13 protein-coding genes are annotated in these 17,153 nt (G+C 67.9%); 1 reads left to right on the forward strand and 12 read right to left on the reverse strand.

Going from position 1 to position 17,153, the window contains the following annotated elements; all coding sequences use genetic code 11:
* Positions 1-408 precede the first annotated feature (408 nt).
* On the reverse strand, positions 409-3,129 hold the full coding sequence (locus HUT07_RS19605) for a bifunctional acetate--CoA ligase family protein/GNAT family N-acetyltransferase (protein WP_176022320.1): 2,721 nt from the start codon (positions 3,127-3,129) through the stop codon (positions 409-411).
* A 254-nt stretch (positions 3,130-3,383) separates the two neighbouring features.
* Positions 3,384-4,754, reverse strand: a complete 1,371-nt coding sequence (gene mgtE, locus HUT07_RS19610; RefSeq protein WP_176022321.1) for a magnesium transporter — start codon at positions 4,752-4,754, stop codon at positions 3,384-3,386.
* A 342-nt stretch (positions 4,755-5,096) separates the two neighbouring features.
* On the opposite strand from mgtE, the gene HUT07_RS19615 reads away from it, so the two are divergent.
* Positions 5,097-6,875, forward strand: coding sequence for a monovalent cation:proton antiporter-2 (CPA2) family protein (locus tag HUT07_RS19615; protein WP_176022322.1), 1,779 nt, complete (start codon positions 5,097-5,099; stop codon positions 6,873-6,875).
* 74 nt (positions 6,876-6,949) lie between these two features.
* Here HUT07_RS19615 and HUT07_RS19620 read toward each other — a convergent pair whose 3' ends face one another.
* From HUT07_RS19620 to HUT07_RS19665, 10 genes are all read right to left on the reverse strand, one after another.
* Entirely contained in the window at positions 6,950-10,288 is a 3,339-nt protein-coding gene (locus HUT07_RS19620) for an ankyrin repeat domain-containing protein (protein ID WP_176022323.1), read from the reverse strand.
* Positions 10,281-10,541, reverse strand: coding sequence for a YcgL domain-containing protein (locus HUT07_RS19625; protein ID WP_176022324.1), 261 nt, complete (start codon positions 10,539-10,541; stop codon positions 10,281-10,283). Before HUT07_RS19625 ends, HUT07_RS19620 begins: the two co-directional genes overlap by 8 nt.
* Before the next feature lie 149 nt (positions 10,542-10,690).
* Positions 10,691-11,191, reverse strand: a complete 501-nt coding sequence (locus HUT07_RS19630; protein WP_176022325.1) for a hypothetical protein — start codon at positions 11,189-11,191, stop codon at positions 10,691-10,693.
* Between the two features lie 55 nt (positions 11,192-11,246).
* Positions 11,247-11,687 (reverse strand): excinuclease ATPase subunit, encoded by a 441-nt coding sequence (locus tag HUT07_RS19635; RefSeq protein ID WP_176022326.1) that lies wholly within the window; start codon positions 11,685-11,687, stop codon positions 11,247-11,249.
* 37 nt (positions 11,688-11,724) lie between these two features.
* A complete protein-coding gene (locus HUT07_RS19640) occupies positions 11,725-12,963 on the reverse strand; it encodes a beta-ketoacyl-ACP synthase (RefSeq protein ID WP_176022327.1) in 1,239 nt (412 codons plus the stop codon).
* Positions 12,963-13,694, reverse strand: coding sequence for a 3-ketoacyl-ACP reductase FabG2 (locus HUT07_RS19645; protein WP_176022328.1), 732 nt, complete (start codon positions 13,692-13,694; stop codon positions 12,963-12,965). The genes HUT07_RS19640 and HUT07_RS19645 overlap by 1 nt, the downstream gene beginning before the upstream one ends.
* Positions 13,691-14,149, reverse strand: a complete 459-nt coding sequence (locus HUT07_RS19650) for a hypothetical protein (RefSeq protein WP_176022329.1) — start codon at positions 14,147-14,149, stop codon at positions 13,691-13,693. Before HUT07_RS19650 ends, HUT07_RS19645 begins: the two co-directional genes overlap by 4 nt.
* Positions 14,146-15,333 carry a beta-ketoacyl-[acyl-carrier-protein] synthase family protein gene (locus tag HUT07_RS19655; RefSeq protein WP_176022330.1) on the reverse strand — a complete coding sequence of 396 codons (1,188 nt, stop codon included), beginning with the start codon at positions 15,331-15,333 and terminating at the stop codon, positions 14,146-14,148. Before HUT07_RS19655 ends, HUT07_RS19650 begins: the two co-directional genes overlap by 4 nt.
* On the reverse strand, positions 15,333-15,884 hold the full coding sequence (locus HUT07_RS19660) for a DUF3261 domain-containing protein (RefSeq protein ID WP_176022331.1): 552 nt from the start codon (positions 15,882-15,884) through the stop codon (positions 15,333-15,335). The genes HUT07_RS19655 and HUT07_RS19660 overlap by 1 nt, the downstream gene beginning before the upstream one ends.
* Positions 15,872-17,146, reverse strand: coding sequence for an NAD(P)/FAD-dependent oxidoreductase (locus HUT07_RS19665; protein WP_176022332.1), 1,275 nt, complete (start codon positions 17,144-17,146; stop codon positions 15,872-15,874). Before HUT07_RS19665 ends, HUT07_RS19660 begins: the two co-directional genes overlap by 13 nt.
* Between the last annotated feature and the right edge of the window lie 7 nt (positions 17,147-17,153).

Genomic DNA, 17,153 nt, shown 5'->3' on the forward strand with positions numbered 1-17,153 from the left:
TCCCTGCGAGGCGAGTGATGTCCAGAGTGCCAGCGATTGTGCTGTTCCTTGGCTTGGCCTGCCCTCCCTCCTCAGGTGGTGCCTCCACCAGGGATGGTCTGGCCGCGCTGCCTGCGGCGGTAAGAGCCACCATACTGGCTGCGCAGAAGCAGCCCGAATGCGTACGTGTCGTGGAGGCCTACGTCCGGCGTAGCAGGGCTTGGAGTACGACGACGTATCTCGTAGCCACATCGCCTCCCTTATCCGGCGGTCGCGGTTTTGCCGTGCTGCATCAGGACGATCTTGCAGATCCACTGTCCATGCAGGAACGCAAATCGTTCCATCTGGAGCTGGATCAGTCGTGCAGCAAGGTTATCGAGGAGTTCTGGTTCCAGTAGAAGCACCAATGTGAAATGAACGAGGTGCCGATCACACTGGGACGTCGGGGACTTCCACCTGCTGCACCGGCAACGTCACCATCATCACCGTCGGGTCGTCCGGATCCAGCTTGGTCTTGAAACCCAGGCTCTGGCACATCGCCAGCATGGTGCTGTTTTCGCGAAGCACCTGGCCTTCCACCACATCCAGGCCCAGCCACTTGGCGTACTCGATCATGATCGCCATCAGGCGCCAGCCGATGCCGTGACCCTTGAGGTCCGAGCGGATCAGGATGCCGTACTCGCCGCGGTGATAGTCCGCATCGGCATGCAGGCGCACCGCGCCGAGCATCTCGCCGCTGCGCGGTTCAATGGCCACCAGTGCGATCGAGCGCGCGTAGTCCAGCTGAGTCAGGCGGGCGATGAACTCGTGGCTGAAGTGCTTGACCGACTGGAAGAAGCGCAGGCGCAGATCCTCATCGCTGACGCGCGAGAAGAATGCGCGGAACAATGCGTCATCTTCCGGCCGCACCGGGCGTACGAAGGCGCGACCGCCATCGGACAGGTCGATGGTGCGCTCCCATTCCTTCGGATACGGGAACACGGCGAAGCGGGGATGGCCGCGGCCTTTGTGCAGGATGCGCGACGGCGCGACCGCCACACGTGCGTCCAGCGCCAGGATGCCCTTGCTGTCCACCAGCAGCGGGTTGATGTCCAGCGTGCGTACTTCGGGAATGTCTGCTGCCAGCTGCGCCAGCTTGACCAGCGCCAGCGCCAGTGCGCGCTCGTCGGCCGCGGACACATCGCCGTACGCCTTGAGGATGCGCGAGGCCCGGGTCTGGCCGATCAGCTCGTGGGCCAGACGCAGGTCCAGCGGTGGCAGCGCCAGTGCCTTGTCATTGATCACTTCCACCGCCGTGCCACCACGGCCGACCACGATCACCGGGCCGAACGTGGCGTCGTCGGCGATGCCGACGATGAGCTCCCGAGCCTTTGGGCGGACGATGGTGGGCTGCACCAGCAGGCCATCAATGCGCGCGTCCGGCCGCAGTTGTCGCGCACGGGCAAGGATCGCCTTGGCCGCGCTCTGCACCGCAGGCAGCGTCGCCAGGTTCAGGCGCACGCCATCCACTTCGGATTTGTGCGGAATGTCGGGTGACAGGATCTTCAGCGCGACGGTCGCACCGCGCTCCAGCAACGGTTGCGCCAAGTCCATCGCCTCGTGCGCGTCACGTGCGTGCATCACCGGCGCAGACGGGATGCCGTAGGCCTTCAGCAGTTCGTGGGTGGCCAGCGGGTCCAGCCAGCCTTGACCGTTGGCCAGCGCGGCTTCGACCAGCGCGCGTGCGTGCGCGGTGTCCACGCTGAAGTCCTGCGGCAGGCTGGGCGGCGTTTCCATCAACGCGTTCTGTGCTTCGCGGTAACGCACCAGATGCTGGAAACCGCGCACGGCCTCGGCCTCGGTGGGATAGGTCGGCACGCGTGCCGCATTGAGGGTGGCGGTGGCCTGGTCGTCGTTGCCCAGCCACACCGCAAATACCGGCTTGTCGCGGTGATGGCGCGGGCGCAGGCCAAGCGTTCGGGTCAGCGCCTGCGCGGCGTCGGCCGAGGAGGTGAACGCCGTGGGCACGTTGACCACCATCACCGCATCGTTCTCGTTGTCGGCCAGCAGCGCCTCGATGGCAGCGGCGTAGCGATCACCATCGGCGTCGACCACGATGTCGACCGGGTTGCTGCGCGACCAGCCCTGCGGCAGTACCGCATCGAGCTTCTGCACGGTGCTGTCGGACAGCTGCGCCAGCGTGCCCTGCAGGGCAATCAGCTGGTCCACCGCCAGGCGGCCGACGCCGCCGCCGTTGCTGAGGATGGCCAGGCGGCGCCCAGGGAAGGTACCCAGGCGGCCGAGCGACTCGGCCGCGGTGAACAGTTCGTCCAGCGCGCTCACCCGCAACAGGCCGGCGCGGTTGAATGCCGCGCCATAGACATCATCGGCGCGCGCCAGTGCCTGCACGTGGGTATCGGCGCTGCCCGGCTGCACCCGCTCGGCGCGCCCGGACTTCACCACCACCACCGGCTTGGCACGCGCCGCGGCACGCGCGGCCGACATGAACTTGCGGGCGTCCTTGATCTGTTCGACGTACAGCAGGATGGCGCGGGTGCGGTAGTCGGTGGCGAAATAGTCCAGCAGGTCGCCGAAGTCCACGTCCATGGTGTCGCCCAGCGAAACCACGGCGGAAAACCCCACCGAGCGCGCCACGCCCCACTCCACCAGGGCGGCAGCGATCGCCGAGGATTCGGAAATCAACGCAAGGTCGCCAGCTTGCGGGAAATGCGCAGCGATGCTGGCATTGAGCCGTGCATGCGGCGCGATCACGCCCAGGCAGTGCGGGCCGAGGATGCGCAGGCCATGCGCGCGCGCGGCTGCCTCTACCTGTGCCCACGGCGAACCCGGGCCTTCACCCAGATGCGCGGTGAGGATGATCGCGGCCTGCACGCCACGTTCGGCGGCGGTGCGTACCACCTGCGGCACGATCGCCGCCGGCGCGGTGATCACCACCAGTTCCGGCACCCAGTCCAGATCCTTCAACCGCTTCACCGTGCGGATGCCATCGATCTCGGCGTGGCGCGGGTTGATCCATGCGACCTTGCCGGGGAAGCCGGTGCCACGCAGGTTGCGCATGACCGCGCGGCCGGCCGAGCGCTCACGCGGGCTGCCGCCGATCACCGCGACCGACTGCGGACGGAACACGGACTGCAGATGGTAGGTACTCATGTGCCTACGGTACACGCACCGGCGCTGCGGCGGCATGATCATGCGCAGGAACCTGGCACCGCATCCACGCATGGCGTGGATCTACTACGCCGGCCAGGACCAGTAGATCCACGCCATGCGTGGATGAACGCCCTCCCTTGCAGTAGATCCACCCCACGCGTGGATGGACGCCCCCCTTGCAGTAGATCCACCCCATGCGTGGATGGACGCCCTCCCTTGCAGTAGATCCACGCCATGCGTGGATGACGCCCCCGTTACAACAGGGTTCCGTGCAGGATCATCGCGGCGATGCTGAAATAGATCACCAGGCCGGTCACATCCACCAGGGTGGCCACGAACGGGGCCGAGGCGCTGGCCGGGTCGAAACCCAACCGCTTGAGGATGAAGGGCAGCATCGAGCCGGACAGCGAACCGAAGGTGACGATGCCCACCAGCGCGGCGCCGATGGTGATCGCCAGCAGGATCCAGTGCTCGCCGTAGTCATGGAAGCCACCAAGCTGCCAGATCACGATGCGGACGATGGCCAGGCAACCGAGGATGGCACCGAGCACCATGCCGGTGGGTACTTCGCGCAGCGCGACTTTCCACCAATCACGCAGGCGCAGCTCGCGCAGGGCCAGGCTGCGGATCAGCAGAGAGGTGGCCTGCGAACCTGAGTTACCGCCCGAACTCATGATCAACGGAATGAACAGGGTCAGCACCACGGCGCGTGCCAGTTCGTCCTCATAGTGCTGCATCGCGCTGGCGGTCAGCATCTCGCCCACGAACAGCACGCTCAACCAGCCGGCGCGCTTGCGCAGCATCTCGAAGAAGCCGATCTGCATGTACGGCTTGTCCAGTGCTTCCATGCCGCCGAACTTGTGCGCGTCCTCGGTCGACTCTTCAATCAGTGCATCGAGGATGTCATCGACGGTGACGATGCCGAGCATGTGCTGCTGTGCGTCCACCACCGGGATTGCCAGCAGGTCGTGGCGACGGATCAGCCGTGCCACGTCTTCCTGGTCCATCTGCGCATCCACCATCACCGGCGGATTGACCTGGGCCACGTCCAGGATCGATTCCTCCGGCAGGCCGGTGATCAGCCGTCGCATGGTCACCACCTGCTGCAACCGCTGGTTGGCCGGGTCGAGGACATAGATCGCATACACGGTCTCGCGGGTGCGCTCGACCTGGCGGATGTGCTGCAGGGTCTGGGCCACGGTCCAGGTGGCGGGTACGGCGACGAACTCGGTGGTCATCAGCGCACCGGCGGTGTTCGGCGGGTAGCTCAGCAGCTTCTGGATGGTCTGCCGGGCTTCGTTGCCCAGCAGCGGAATCAGCCGTGCACGTTCTTCTTCATCCAGTTCGTGGACGATGTCGGTGGCACGGTCGTCGGCCATCAACCCCAGCAGCGCGGCGGCGCGTGCCGGCGGCAGCGCGGCAACCAGTTCGCCACTGCGGTGCAGCTCCGGCGCCTCCAGCATCTTCACTGCACGCGGCAACGACAGCGCGGCCAGCGTCTCGGCGGCGCGCTCCAGTTCGAGCGTGTTGAGGAATTCCACCGCGTCGGCGGTGTTGTAGTTCGCCAGCGGTGCCGACAATGCTGCGGCATCGGCCACCGGACGCAGCAATTGCTTCTGGTTCATGGTGATTCGCCTTCATGGGGTGCGACATCGCGCAACGCCAACGCAGGCAAACCGTCCCGATGTCAGGCGGTGGCCATCGCTGGCGTCGACCGAGGTCGACTTCTACTGTCGCTGGACATGGGTTGGGGACTCCGGAAGGGTGTACTGACGGACACGCCGGCAGCGGCGGGCAGTCTGGACCTGCGGTCGGTGCAGGTCAACCCGCCCGCGGTGACCGGGCAACGGGCCGGCTGCCGTTCTCGTGCGTACACAGCCGCGCGCGCATAATGGCGAGGTGGCATCCGCCGCGCTTCCCCCCGCCGAACGGACGCACAGCCGGCCTGACAATGACCAGGTATTCCCATGCATAGCGGTGGTCTGGAACTGGCACTGGTGCTGCTGCTGGCCGCGGTGATCGCGGTGCCGGTGTTCAAGAAGTTCGGCTTCGGCGCGGTGCTGGGCTATCTGGCGGCCGGCGTGGTGCTGGGCCCGGATGGCCTGGGCTTCGTGCAGGACGCCGACCGCATCCTTGGCGCGGCCGAGATCGGCGTGGTCATGCTGCTGTTCGTGATCGGGCTGGAGCTGTCCCCTGCCCGGCTGAAGGTGATGCGGCGCTCGGTGTTCGGTGCGGGTGCGGCGCAGGTGGCGCTGTCCGGGCTGGTGCTGGGCGGCCTGCTGCTGCTCGATCACTTCCAGTGGAAGAGCGCGCTGGTGGTGGGCGTGGCGCTGGCGCTGTCATCGACCGCAGTGGGTCTGCAGCTGCTGTCCGAGCACAAGGCGATCAACAGCGACCACGGCCGGCTGGGGTTTGCCATCCTGCTGTTCCAGGACCTGATCGCCATTCCGCTGCTGGCCGCGATTCCGCTGCTGGGCGGGGTCAAGAACGAGACGCTGCGCTGGGAAGATGCGGCCGTCGCGCTGGGCGCGCTGGCCGTGGTGATCCTGTGCGGGCGGCCGGTGCTGCGCCGCCTGTTCGGCATCATCGCGCGCACCCGCAGCCCGGAAGTGTTCACCGCCACCGCGTTGCTGGTGGTGCTGGGTACCGCCTGGTTCATGCAGGAAGCCGGCCTGAGCCCCAGCCTGGGGGCGTTCCTGGCCGGCGTGCTGCTGTCCGATTCGGAATTCCGGCACGAGCTGGAATCGCAGATCGAACCGTTCAAGGGTCTGCTGCTGGGGCTGTTCTTCATCGCGGTGGGCATGGGCATCGACCTGGACCGCATCGCCGCCGAACCGTGGATGATTGCTGCCGGCGTGGCGATCCTGCTGGTGGTGAAGTTCAGCCTGCTGTACGCCATCGGCCGCATCGCCAAGCTCAGCTCCCGGCAGTCGCTGCTGCTGGGCAGCGTGTTGTGGCTGGGCGGCGAATTCGCCTTCGTGGTGTTCAACGAAGCGCAGCGTGCGCACCTGCTGGGCAATGCCAACCATGACCGGCTGGTGGCGATTGTCGGCCTGTCGATGGCGATCACGCCGTTGCTGATGATCGCCCTGCTGCGCCTGCTGGGCCAGGAGAAGGCCGCGCCACGCCAGGCGGCGGAGGCCGACAAGGTGGCCCCGGACAATCGCCCGAAGGTGCTGATTGCCGGCATGGGCCGCTTCGGTCAGGTGATCGCGCGCCTGCTGACTGCGCAGAAGGTGCCGTTCGTGGCGCTGGAAGCGAACCCGGACACCGTGGCCGACCTGCGCCGCTTCGGCAACCAGCTGTACTACGGCGACCCGACCCGGCCGGAGATGCTGCGCGCCGCCGGTGGCGAGCATATCGACGTGTTCGTGATCACCGTGGACGACCCCGAAACCAACCTGCGCGCGGTGCGCATGGTGCGCCGTCTGTACCCGGACGCGACGGTGCTGGCACGTGCGCGCAACCGCCAGCATGCGTGGCGGTTGATGGACATGTCGGCCGAACCGTTCCGTGAAGTGTTTGGTACCAGCCTGGAAATGAGCGGGCGCGTGCTGACCGCGCTGGGCGTGGCACCGAGCGTGGCCGAGCGCCATGTGCAGCAGTTCCGCGAACACGACGAGAAGCTGCTGCGTGACCAGTACCTGGTCTACGACGACGAGGCGGCGGTGATCCAGACCTCGCGTGATGCGCGCAACGACCTGATGCACCTGTTCGAGGCGGACGCGGAAAGCGACGACAAGTAGATCCACGCCATGCGTGGATGATCGTGCCCGGAGCCAAAAGCATCCACGCATGGCGTGGATCTACCGGGTCCCGGTCAGCCGTTGTCGCGCAGGAACCTGGCCATCGACGATACGCCCGGCACGCGCGGCTCGAACTCGGCGGCGACGTCGATGAAGCCGCGCATCACCGCGATCTCGCGCGGGCTGCGGTTCAAGCCATCGCGCGCTTCCGGATCGGCACCGGCGCGCAGCAGACGCTGCACCAGCAGCGGCAAGCCGTGCAGGGCGGCCAGGTGCAGCGGGCCGAAGCCACGCGGATCGCGCACATCCAGGCTCACGTCTTCATCCAGCAGGCGCTCGACAGCGGCCATCACCACCTGCTCGTCGCAGGCGGTACCCGGTTCGGCGCGCGCGCCCATCAGCAGCAGCAACGGCGTGACCGCACCGGCGGCGGCCTGGTCCGGCTCTGCACCGGCCAGCAGCAGGGTGTCGAGCAGCGCCAGCAGGCGCGAGCGATCGCGCGCACTGAAGCCATACAGTGCCGCGCAGTGCAGCGGCGCGAGCTGCTGGGCATCGCCGGCATGTACGTCGGCACCGGCGGTGAGCAGGCGCGCCACGATGTCCGGCAGGCCCAGCGCCGAGGCCAGCATCAGCACGGTCACCCCGCCTGGCAGGCGGTGTTCGAGCTGCGCCCCGGCGTCGAGCAGGGCCGAGACGATCTCGACCTGGCGCATGCTGACCGCCGCCGACAACGGCGTGGCGCCACTGGCAGCGGCATGCTGCGGATCGGCGCCACGCGCCAGCAGCAGGTCGACCACGGCCAGATGGCCACCGCCGGCAGCACGCAGCAGCGCAGTGCAGCCCTGCGCATCGACGGCGTCGATGGCAAAGCCCAGATCATTCAAACGGCGCACCGCATCGACATCACCGGCCATCGCAGCGGCCGGCAGGTCGCCTTCGCGAAGGGTTCTGCGCGGCAGCGGCCAGACCCGCCAGTCCAGCCAGTCGGCCAGATCGCGACGACCGATCGACAGCGCTACGCCCAGCGGCGTCTGCCCATCGGCAGCACGCGCTTCCGGCGAGGCACCATGTTGCACCAGCAGCTTCAGGGCGCTTTCGCGCGCCAGCGCGGTGGCCAGATGCAGCGCGGTCATGCCATGGCTGTCGCGTGCTTCACGGTCCACGCCGGTGGTGAGCAGGGCCTGCTGCAGGCGCAGCCAACCCAGGCGTACCGCCAGTGACAACGGCGGATCACCGGCCGGCGAAGCGGCAAACGGATCGGCGCCACGTTCCAGCAGCTCCAGCGCCAGCTGTTCCAGGCCACGCGCCGCTTGATCGTGCTGCGCACAGGCGGCCAGGAAACGCGCCAGTCCACCACGTCCGGCCGGCGACAGGCCGTGCTGCAGCATCACCTGCAGGGCTGGCACGGCATCGATACCGCGCGACAGCAGCGCGAACATCGGCGTATCGGCACAGGCGTCGCGCACGTACGGATCGGCACCATGGGCGAGCAGCCAGTCGACTGCGCGCGGCTCCAGCGCCAGCTCCGGATCAAGCAGCAGGCCCCCCAGCTCTTCCGGCTGGCACAGCCTGGCCAGGGCGGCCATGCCATCGGTATTGCCGAACCCCAGCGCCTCGCGCAGCAGGGTCAACGGCGGGCGGTCAGGCAGCAGGCCGCTGGCACTGGCCGTCTCACCGCGCTCGCCCAGGCCATCGCTGACGGCGGCAGGCAACGGGTAGGACGGGTCCAGCAGGGCGACGATCGCCCAGCGACCAGCTTCGGCGGCGTAGTCCACCGCGCGCCGACCGGCCGGATCGGTGCCGTCGGCGGCGATGCCCAGTTCCAGCAGGCGCTTGATCAACAGCGGCGAAACGTCCTCGGCCATCGTTGCCAGCAACACCGCGTTGCGGCCGTCGGTATCGACCGCAACCAGGTCGGGTTTGTGCGGCAGCAGGTGCTCGACCACGGCTGCGCGACCGGCACGTGCAGCTTCCAGCCACGGGGTACGACCGAGCGCGTCGCGCGCTTCCAGGTTGGCACCGGCGGCAAGCAGCACGCCGATGATGTCGACGTGGCCGGCCAGTGCCGCTTCATGCAGTGCGCTGCGGCGCTGGCGGTCACGTGCGTCGGCACGTGCCTTGTGCTTGAGCAGCAGCTGCACACCGGCCGGATCATCGTCTTCGGTGGCGGCCGCGGCCAGCAGCACCGGGGTGCCCTCAGCCGGCTCGCTGCGCGCACCGCGCTCCAGCAGGAAGCGCGCCAGGCGCCAGTTCCCGACCTGGCAGGCCACCGCCAACGGCGACCAGCCATCACGATTCAACGCGTCGACTTCAGCCGCCGCATCACGCAGCAACGCGGCCACGCCCGGGTCGGAACTGCGGGCGGCATGGTGCAGGGGCGTGTTGCCTTCACTGTCGGTGGCGCGCGAATCGGCACCGTTGGCCAGCAGGGTCATCACCGCCTCCGGACGCCCATGCCAGCTGTCGCGGGTCGCGGCCAGCAGCGGGGTCATGCCACGGTGTGGTGCGTTCACATCGACGCCGCGGCCGATCAGCTCGCGCAGCAGGCGCAGGTCCGGCAGGACGGCGGCGAGCACCGCCAGGCTGCGCTGGTCGCGCCAGTTAGGGTCAGGCAGGGAATACGGATCGGCGCCGGCCTGCAGCAACTGCAGCGCACGGTCGATGCGGCCGTGGCGTGCGGCTTCGTACAGGGCGGGGGTCAGCTCCTGTGGCGCCAACGCTTCCAGCGGGGTGGTGTCGGCGACCGCGCTGAACAGCGCTTCGCGATCCACCGGCAGCTCAGCGCCAACCGCGCTGCGCAGCGACACCAGCGGTGCCGGTGCAATGCGCTGCAGCAGCAGGTGCAGCAGCGGCGACAGCAGCAGCACCGCCAGTGCCGACGGCCAACGCGCGCTTTCCGGCAGCAGTTCCGGCCAGGTCGGCAGTACCACCAGTGCGGCCAGGGCCATCACCAGTGCTGCCACGCCAAGGCCACGCCAGGCACTGAGGTCGCGACCGGCCAACGCCTGCCAATGCTGGGCCAGGCCCCCGTCAAGACGCTCGACATCGTTCCACAGCGGCCAGGTGCGCCAAGCCGCCAGCAGGCCGGCGCTGACCAGCACGCTCAGACCCAGCACCGCGGCCAGGCTGCCGCTGTCGCGCAGCGCGGCCAGTGGCCAGGCCAGCAGCAGGGCCAGCAGCGACGGCGCGGCGGTCCACAGTACCAGCAGTGCCGGCAGATCCTGGCGGGTGATCACCTTCGGCGGCAGCAGCGCGCGGCTGCGCCGCCACCACGACACCCCCAGCGCGAACGCCGGTTGTGCCAGGGCCGCCAGCACCGCGCCGGGCAGGCCACCCAGCGCCGATCCCAGCGCCAGCAGGGCACCGAGGGTGAAGGCCAGCGACAGGGCGCGGGATCGGGAAAGCTCAGTCATAGTGGCGCAGCATCATGCTGCTCACCGACGGTGGTACCTGCAGATAGAACCCGCGCTCGGTCAGTTCGCTGCGCACCTTGGCCGGGTCGGCCTGGGCCAGCCGGCGCTGCGCGTCCAGGGTCACTTCCAGGACGAAGACGAGCGAACCCAGTGACGCCGACAGCGGCGCAGGCAAGGCGCTGAAGTCATCGCGTCGGGCGAGATAGACGTAGGTGTCCGGCTTGAGTTGGCTTTTATAGACGTAGGCGTGCATGTCCACGGGACGATAACCCGGGAAGAGCCGTGATTGTGTCGGAAAGCCGACACCGGGGAAAGCCGTCACGCGACGATGGCGGCGCGATCGACGGCGTTTCCCCGTTGAGGTTCAGCAATGTGGCGACGCTGTTCAGCCAGCGGGCACCCTCAGTTGGCCGCTACTTCTTCGGTCATCAGCGGATCCAGGGTGGGCTGTTCGAGCCAGCGCGCCACGTCGCCGCCCAGCGCTTCGGCGATCAGCTTCAGCGTGGTGCAGGCGCGGAAGGTGAAGGGCCGGCTGGTGGTGCGCTTGAAGCTGAAATTGCCGACCACGCGGCCGTCTTCCTTCAGCTCACCATAAATGCGGCCCCACTTCGGCCCGGAGATGGCGCCGCCACCGGCGGCATGGGCCTTGGTCACCACGATGTCCAGGCGCCGACTTTCGCTGCCATCCAGCGGCGCGGCCACGACCCTGCCGGCGGCATGGCGCGCGATGCTGTCGCTGAGATAGCTGCCGAACCGGCACTCGGTGCGGATCAGTTCGCCGCCCACGTCGGTGCGGTAGGGAATGTCGGCCGCGACGCGGATGGGTGCATCCGCAGCCTGGGCCTGCAATGCAGGCGCGCACGCAAAAGCCGCTGCCAAGGCAGCGGCGGTCATCACTTTCATGCTGTTCCCCCTGTGGAACGTTGCCCCGGCACCCCGTGCCGGGGACAGCGATGGCTTACTTGACCTTGGCGTAGGTGCCCTTCAAGGCCACGCCAGCGACGAAGGTGCCAGCCCAGCACTCGTAGTTGGTCGCGCTCTTGAACTCGTTCTTCTTGTAGTAGCTGACGATGTCGACCACAGCATTGGCGCCGCGCGACTTGGCACCGTCCTGCAGGGCCAGCAGCGCCGACAGCGCAACCCAGTTGCAGGCCTCGACGTCGCTCTTGTTGGCGGCGTTGGTCTTCTTGTTGGTCACGTCTTCGCCCAGGCGCTGCTGCACGCTGACCGGCTGGCCGGCCAGGTAGAAGCGCACGCTGCCGTCGATGCCGGCATCTTTGGCAGCCTGCGAATTGATCAGCTCGCGCAGGGACTGTTCGACGCGGGTATCGCGCGCCGAAGCGGTGGAAGTCAGGGCCAGCAGCGCGGTGGCAGTGGCGATCAGCAGGGTGCGGCGCATCGGAACGTCTCCTTGTTGAGGTGCGGGTACGGCGGGATCACGCGCTCCAGCGGCGGAACACCAACGAGGTGTTGATGCCACCGAAGGCGAAGTTGTTGCTCATCACGTACTCGGCCTGCAGCTCGCGGCCTTGCCCGGTGATGAAATCGAGCTGGCCGCAACGCGGGTCCACCTCGACCAGGTTCAGGGTGGGCGCGAACCAGCCGGCGCGCATCATCTCGATGCTCATCCAGGCTTCGAACGCACCGCAACCACCCAGCATGTGGCCAACGTAGCTCTTCAACGAGCTGATCGGCACGCGGCTGCCGAACACCTGGGCGGTGGCCTGGGTCTCGGCGATGTCGCCGTGATCGGTCGCAGTGCCGTGGGCGTTCACGTAATCGATCTGCGCCGGTTGCAGTCCGGCGTCTTCCAATGCCAGGCGCATGGCCTGGGCCATGGTGTCGGCGCTGGGCTGGGTGACGTGCTGGCCGTCGCTGTTGGTGCCGTAGCCCACGATCTCGGCGAGGATGGTCGCGCCACGTGCCTGCGCGTGTTCCAGATCCTCCAGGATCAGGGTACAGGCACCCTCGCCTAGCACCAGGCCATCGCGGCCGGCATCGAACGGACGCGGGGTGCTGTGCGGCGCATCGTTGCGCGTGCTGGTGGCGAACAGGGTGTCGAACACTGCGGCTGCGGTGGCGTCGAGCTGTTCGGCACCGCCGGCCACCATCACCGTCTGCTTGCCGCTGCGGATCGCCTCGTAACCGGCGCCCACGCCCTGGCTGCCCGACGTGCAGGCGCTGGAGGTGGTGTAGACACGCCCTGACAAGCCGAAGAACACACCGATGTTGACCGGTGCGGTGTGGCTCATCATCTTCAGGTAGGTGGTGGCGCTGATGCCGTCGGTGGTGAACTCGTGCAGCATGCGGCCGAATTCACCGGTGGCCTCGTGGCTGCCCGACGAGGAGCCGTAGGCCACGCCGGTACGGCCACTGCGCAGCACCGGGTGCTCGAACAAGCCCGCCTCGCGCAGCGCAACCTCGGTGGCGCGCACCGACATGATCGCGACCTTGCCCATCGAACGGGTGGTCTTGCGGTTGTAGTTCGGCGGCAGCTCATAGTCCTGCGCCGGCGCGGCCAGCTTGGTGTTCAGGCCCGCATAGACATCCCATTCCGGCATCGAACGCACTGCATTGCGGCAGCTGCGCAGATGGGCCTGGATGGTCGGCCAGTCGTGGCCGAGCGGGCTGATGGCGGCGGCACCGGTAACCACTACACGACGATCGGCGGCCATCAGATCATCCCTCCGTTGACCGAGATCACCTGGCGGGTGATGTAACCGGCCGGCTCGGACAGCAGGAACGCGACGGTCGCCGCCACTTCCTCGGGACGGCCTACGCGGCCGGCCGGGATCAGCTTCAAGGCGTGTTCGACCACTTCTTCGTTGAGCATGTCGGTCTCGATCAGGCCCGGGGCCACGCAGTTGACGGTGATCTGGCGGCTGGCCAGTTCCAGCGCCAATGCCTTGCTGGCACCGATGATGCCGGCCTTGGCCGCACTGTAGTTGACCTGCCCGCGGTTGCCGGCCACGCCGGACACCGAGGACAGGGTGACGATGCGGCCCGGCTTGCGCCGCCGCACCATCGGCATGATCAGCGGATGCAGCACGTTGTAGAAGCCGTCCAGGTTGGTATGGATCACCTGGTCCCAGTCGTCCTCGGACAGTGCCGGGAAGGCGCCATCGCGGGCGATGCCGGCATTGCATACCACGCCGTAGTAGGCGCCATGTGCCTCCACGTCTGCCTCCAGCGCGGCACGTGCGGCAGCACGGTCGGCCACGTCGAAGGCCAGCACGCGGGCCTGCTGGCCCAGTGCGTTGATCTCTGCAGCCACCGCCTGTGCTTCTTCCACACGGCTGCGGCAATGCACCACCACGTCGAAGCCATCGCGCGCGATACGCAGCGCAATGGCCCGGCCGATGCCCCGGCTCGCGCCGGTCACCAGCACGCTTCGATTCCCTGTCATGCCTGTCCACTCTCCAGATAGGCCATCGAGTCGGCCGGTTCGAACACCGACACGTTGGCAATCGCCCATTCTTCTTCGCCTGCCAGGATGCGGCAGGCGAACATCCCTAATCCATTGTCGCCCAACAGCTCGCAACGCGCCTGTACCTGCAGGCGGGTACCGCTGGGGAAGCTGCTGCGGCTGCTGGTATAGCGCCGGCTGCCGAGCAGAAAGCCCAGCTGCGGCGGGTTGCCGGCCGTGCGTGCGCGGCAGCCGGCCCAGGCGGCGATCGCCTGGGCCATGTATTCGATGCCGACCCAGGCCGGGACCCCGCCGTCTTCGATGAACAGGCCCGCTTCGGGCACCACCAGTTCCGCCTCGATGCTGTCCTGGTCCCAGCGCAGGATGCGGTCCAGCAGGCACATGTCCTGGCGGTGCGGCACCACGTCTTCAATGGCGTACAGCGGCAGGTTCATCGGCGCTCCAGTGCCAGCACGGCATTGCTGCCACCGAAGGCGAACGAATTGCTCAGCACACGCCGCGGCGACTGCTGCAGGAACGTTGCCGGAGCCACCAGCGGCAATGCCGGCAGCGCGGGATCGGCCACGCCGTCCCACCAGTGTGGCGGCAGCTGCTGCTGCGGGTTCTCGGCCAACAGGATCCAGCACAGCGCGGCTTCGATCGCGCCGGACGCGCCCAGCGTGTGCCCGGTCAGTGGCTTGGTCGAGCTGGCCGGCACATCGGTGCCCAGCACCTGTGCCACCGCCAGGCTTTCCATCGCGTCGTTGTGGCCGGTCGCAGTGCCATGCAGGTTCACGTAGTCCACTTCCGAAGGCGCCCAACCGGCACGCTGCAGCGCCTGCTGCAGGGCGTCGATGGCGCCCAGGCCCTGCGGGTCCGGTGCGGACATGTGGTGCGCGTCGGCCGACTCGCCCCATCCCGCCAGGCTGACCGGACCCGGCTCGCGGGTCAGCAGGAACAGTGCGGCACCCTCACCGATGTTGATCCCGCAGCGATGCTGCGAGAACGGATTACAGCGCACGGCGGAGACCGATTCGAGCGCGCTGAATCCAGCGACGGTGAACCGGCACAGGGAATCGGCGCCACCGGCGATGACCGCATCGACGATGCCCGAACGCAGCATGCGCGCGGCCGACATCAACGCCTTGGCGCTGGACGAGCAGGCCGTGGACAGCGTCCAGGCTGGGCCCAGCGCACCGCTGCGCTCACGCACGAACTGCGCGGCGGTGCCCATTTCCTGCTGTGCGTAGTCGAACCCGTCGGGCCAATGGCCGTGCTCGGCGCGGGTACGCAGTGCCTGCTCCGATTCACCGATGCCCGAGGTACTGGTACCCAGCACCACCGCCACGCGTTCGGCACCATGACGGCTGATGGCATCGGCAACGGCCGGCGCGATCTGCGCCAGGGCGACGTCCAGCAGCGCGTTGTTGCGGCCACGCAGGGACACCGGCAGCGCTTCCAGCGTCGGTAACGGGCTGTGCACTTCGCCCAGCGCCAGGGTGCGACCCGGCAGCAGGGTGGTGTTGTCGCTCAGCCCGCCGGGCGCGTCGTCAAACAACGCAGCCGCCACCGCAGCGCGGCCCTCGCCCAGCGCACAGACCACGCCGAGGTCGTTGAGGAAAATGGGCGCGCTTTTCATTACTGGCCCGCCATGTCGATCGATTCAATACGCAGCGTGTAGCCCTCGGCGCGGTTGTCCAGCTGCACGCTGCCATCGGCCAGGCGCTGCAGCTGCAGCCACACGGTGCCGTCGCGCGACAGGCTGCGCTGGCGGCCATCGTCACTCACCTGCCAACCCGCCGGCAGCGCGGCGGCAATGGCGTCCGTCGGCCACAGCGCAAACTGCAGATCGTCCAGCACGCGTTCGGCGCGCACCTGTGGCGGCAGCCACGGTGCGCGCTGCTGGGTCAGCTGCTGACCATCCCACTGCAGGCGCACGCCGGTCTGGCCCATCGCCTGCACGGCCAGCCGCACCTGCTGCGCGTCGGCCTCCAGCAGCGCGTCCAGATCACGCGCGTGGCTGCCGAAGCGGAAGTGCAGCTGCTGCTGCAGGGCCAACGGCGCCGGCAGGCTGGACGGTGCCAGCCGCAACGGCGGCAGTTCGACCAGCGGTCGCGGCATGCGGCTGGCGCAGGCGGCCAGCAGCAGGCACAGCAGGACCGTGGTGATACGGAACATCAAGCGCTGCACAATTCCTCCAGCACGCGCATGCGGCGGCCACTGTCGTCGGCCACATACGGATTGTTGGTGTCCCAGGCGTAGCCGGCCAGGATGGAGCTGATCATGTCGCGCACCTGCGGCTGCTGGTCGGGGTGGTAGATGATCTTCTGGAAGCCGCCCTCGTACCAGCTTTCGACGAAGCGGCGGAAGGTTTTCACGCCGGCACGGAGCGGAATCGAGAATTCGCTTTCCCAGTCGACGCTCTCGCCCGCGTAGCGGCGCTTCAGGCATTCGCTGGCCAGCTGCGCGGATTTGAACGCGATGGTGACGCCGGAGGAGAACACCGGATCGAGGAACTCGCCGGCGTTGCCCAGCAGCGCATAGCCCGGGCCCCACAGCGAGCTGACGTTGGCCGAATAACCGGTGATGCGGCGCACCGGCAGCACCGCCCATTCGGCATTGGCCAGCAGCGAGGTCAGGTTCGGGTCCTCGCCGACGATGGCCTGCAGCTTCTGCAGATCGTCGCCTTCGTAGCGTTCGAAGAACGACGGCTCGGCCACCACGCCCAGCGAGCAGCAGCCGTTGGAGAACGGAATCGTCCAGTACCAGACGTCGATGTGCTCGGGATGGGTGGTGATCAGGATCTTGTTGCGGTCGAAGTCCGCTTCGGCCGGAATGTTGTCACGCACGTGGCAGAAGATTGCGCCACGCACCGGGAAGTTGGACGGCGATTCCAGGTCCAGCAGGCGCGGCAACAGGCGCGCGAAACCGGAGGCGTCGAGGATGAAATCGGCTTCGATGCGGTACTCACTGCCATCCGGGCGGCGCACGCTCACCACTGGCTGTTCGCCCGGCTGGACCGCCAGCACTTCGTCGCCGAAGCGCAGGGTCGCGCCCATGCGCTCGGCGCCACGCGCCAGCACGTTGTCGAAGTCGGCACGCTGCACCTGGTAGGTGGTACCCCAGCCCGGCGAGAACTTCTTCCTGAAGTCGAACGCAGTGCGGGCTTCTCCGTGCACGAAGGCTGCGCCGTTCTTGTACTGGAAGCCCGCCTCGACCACATCCTGCAGCAGGCCTGCCGCTTCGATGTATTCCATGCTCTGCGGCAGCAGGCTCTCGCCGATGGAAAAGCGCGGGAAGTGCTGGCGCTCCAGCATCAGCACCTGGCGCCCCTGCTGGCGCAGCATCGCCGCGGCCACCGAACCGGCTGGGCCGGCGCCGATGATCAGGATTTCGGTACGTTCCACGTCTTCGTGGCTGGAAGAGTCAGCGGCATCCACAGCAGTAGTCATCGGTGCG

The sequence above is a fragment of the Stenotrophomonas sp. NA06056 genome (genome assembly GCF_013364355.1).
Taxonomy (GTDB): domain Bacteria; phylum Pseudomonadota; class Gammaproteobacteria; order Xanthomonadales; family Xanthomonadaceae; genus Stenotrophomonas.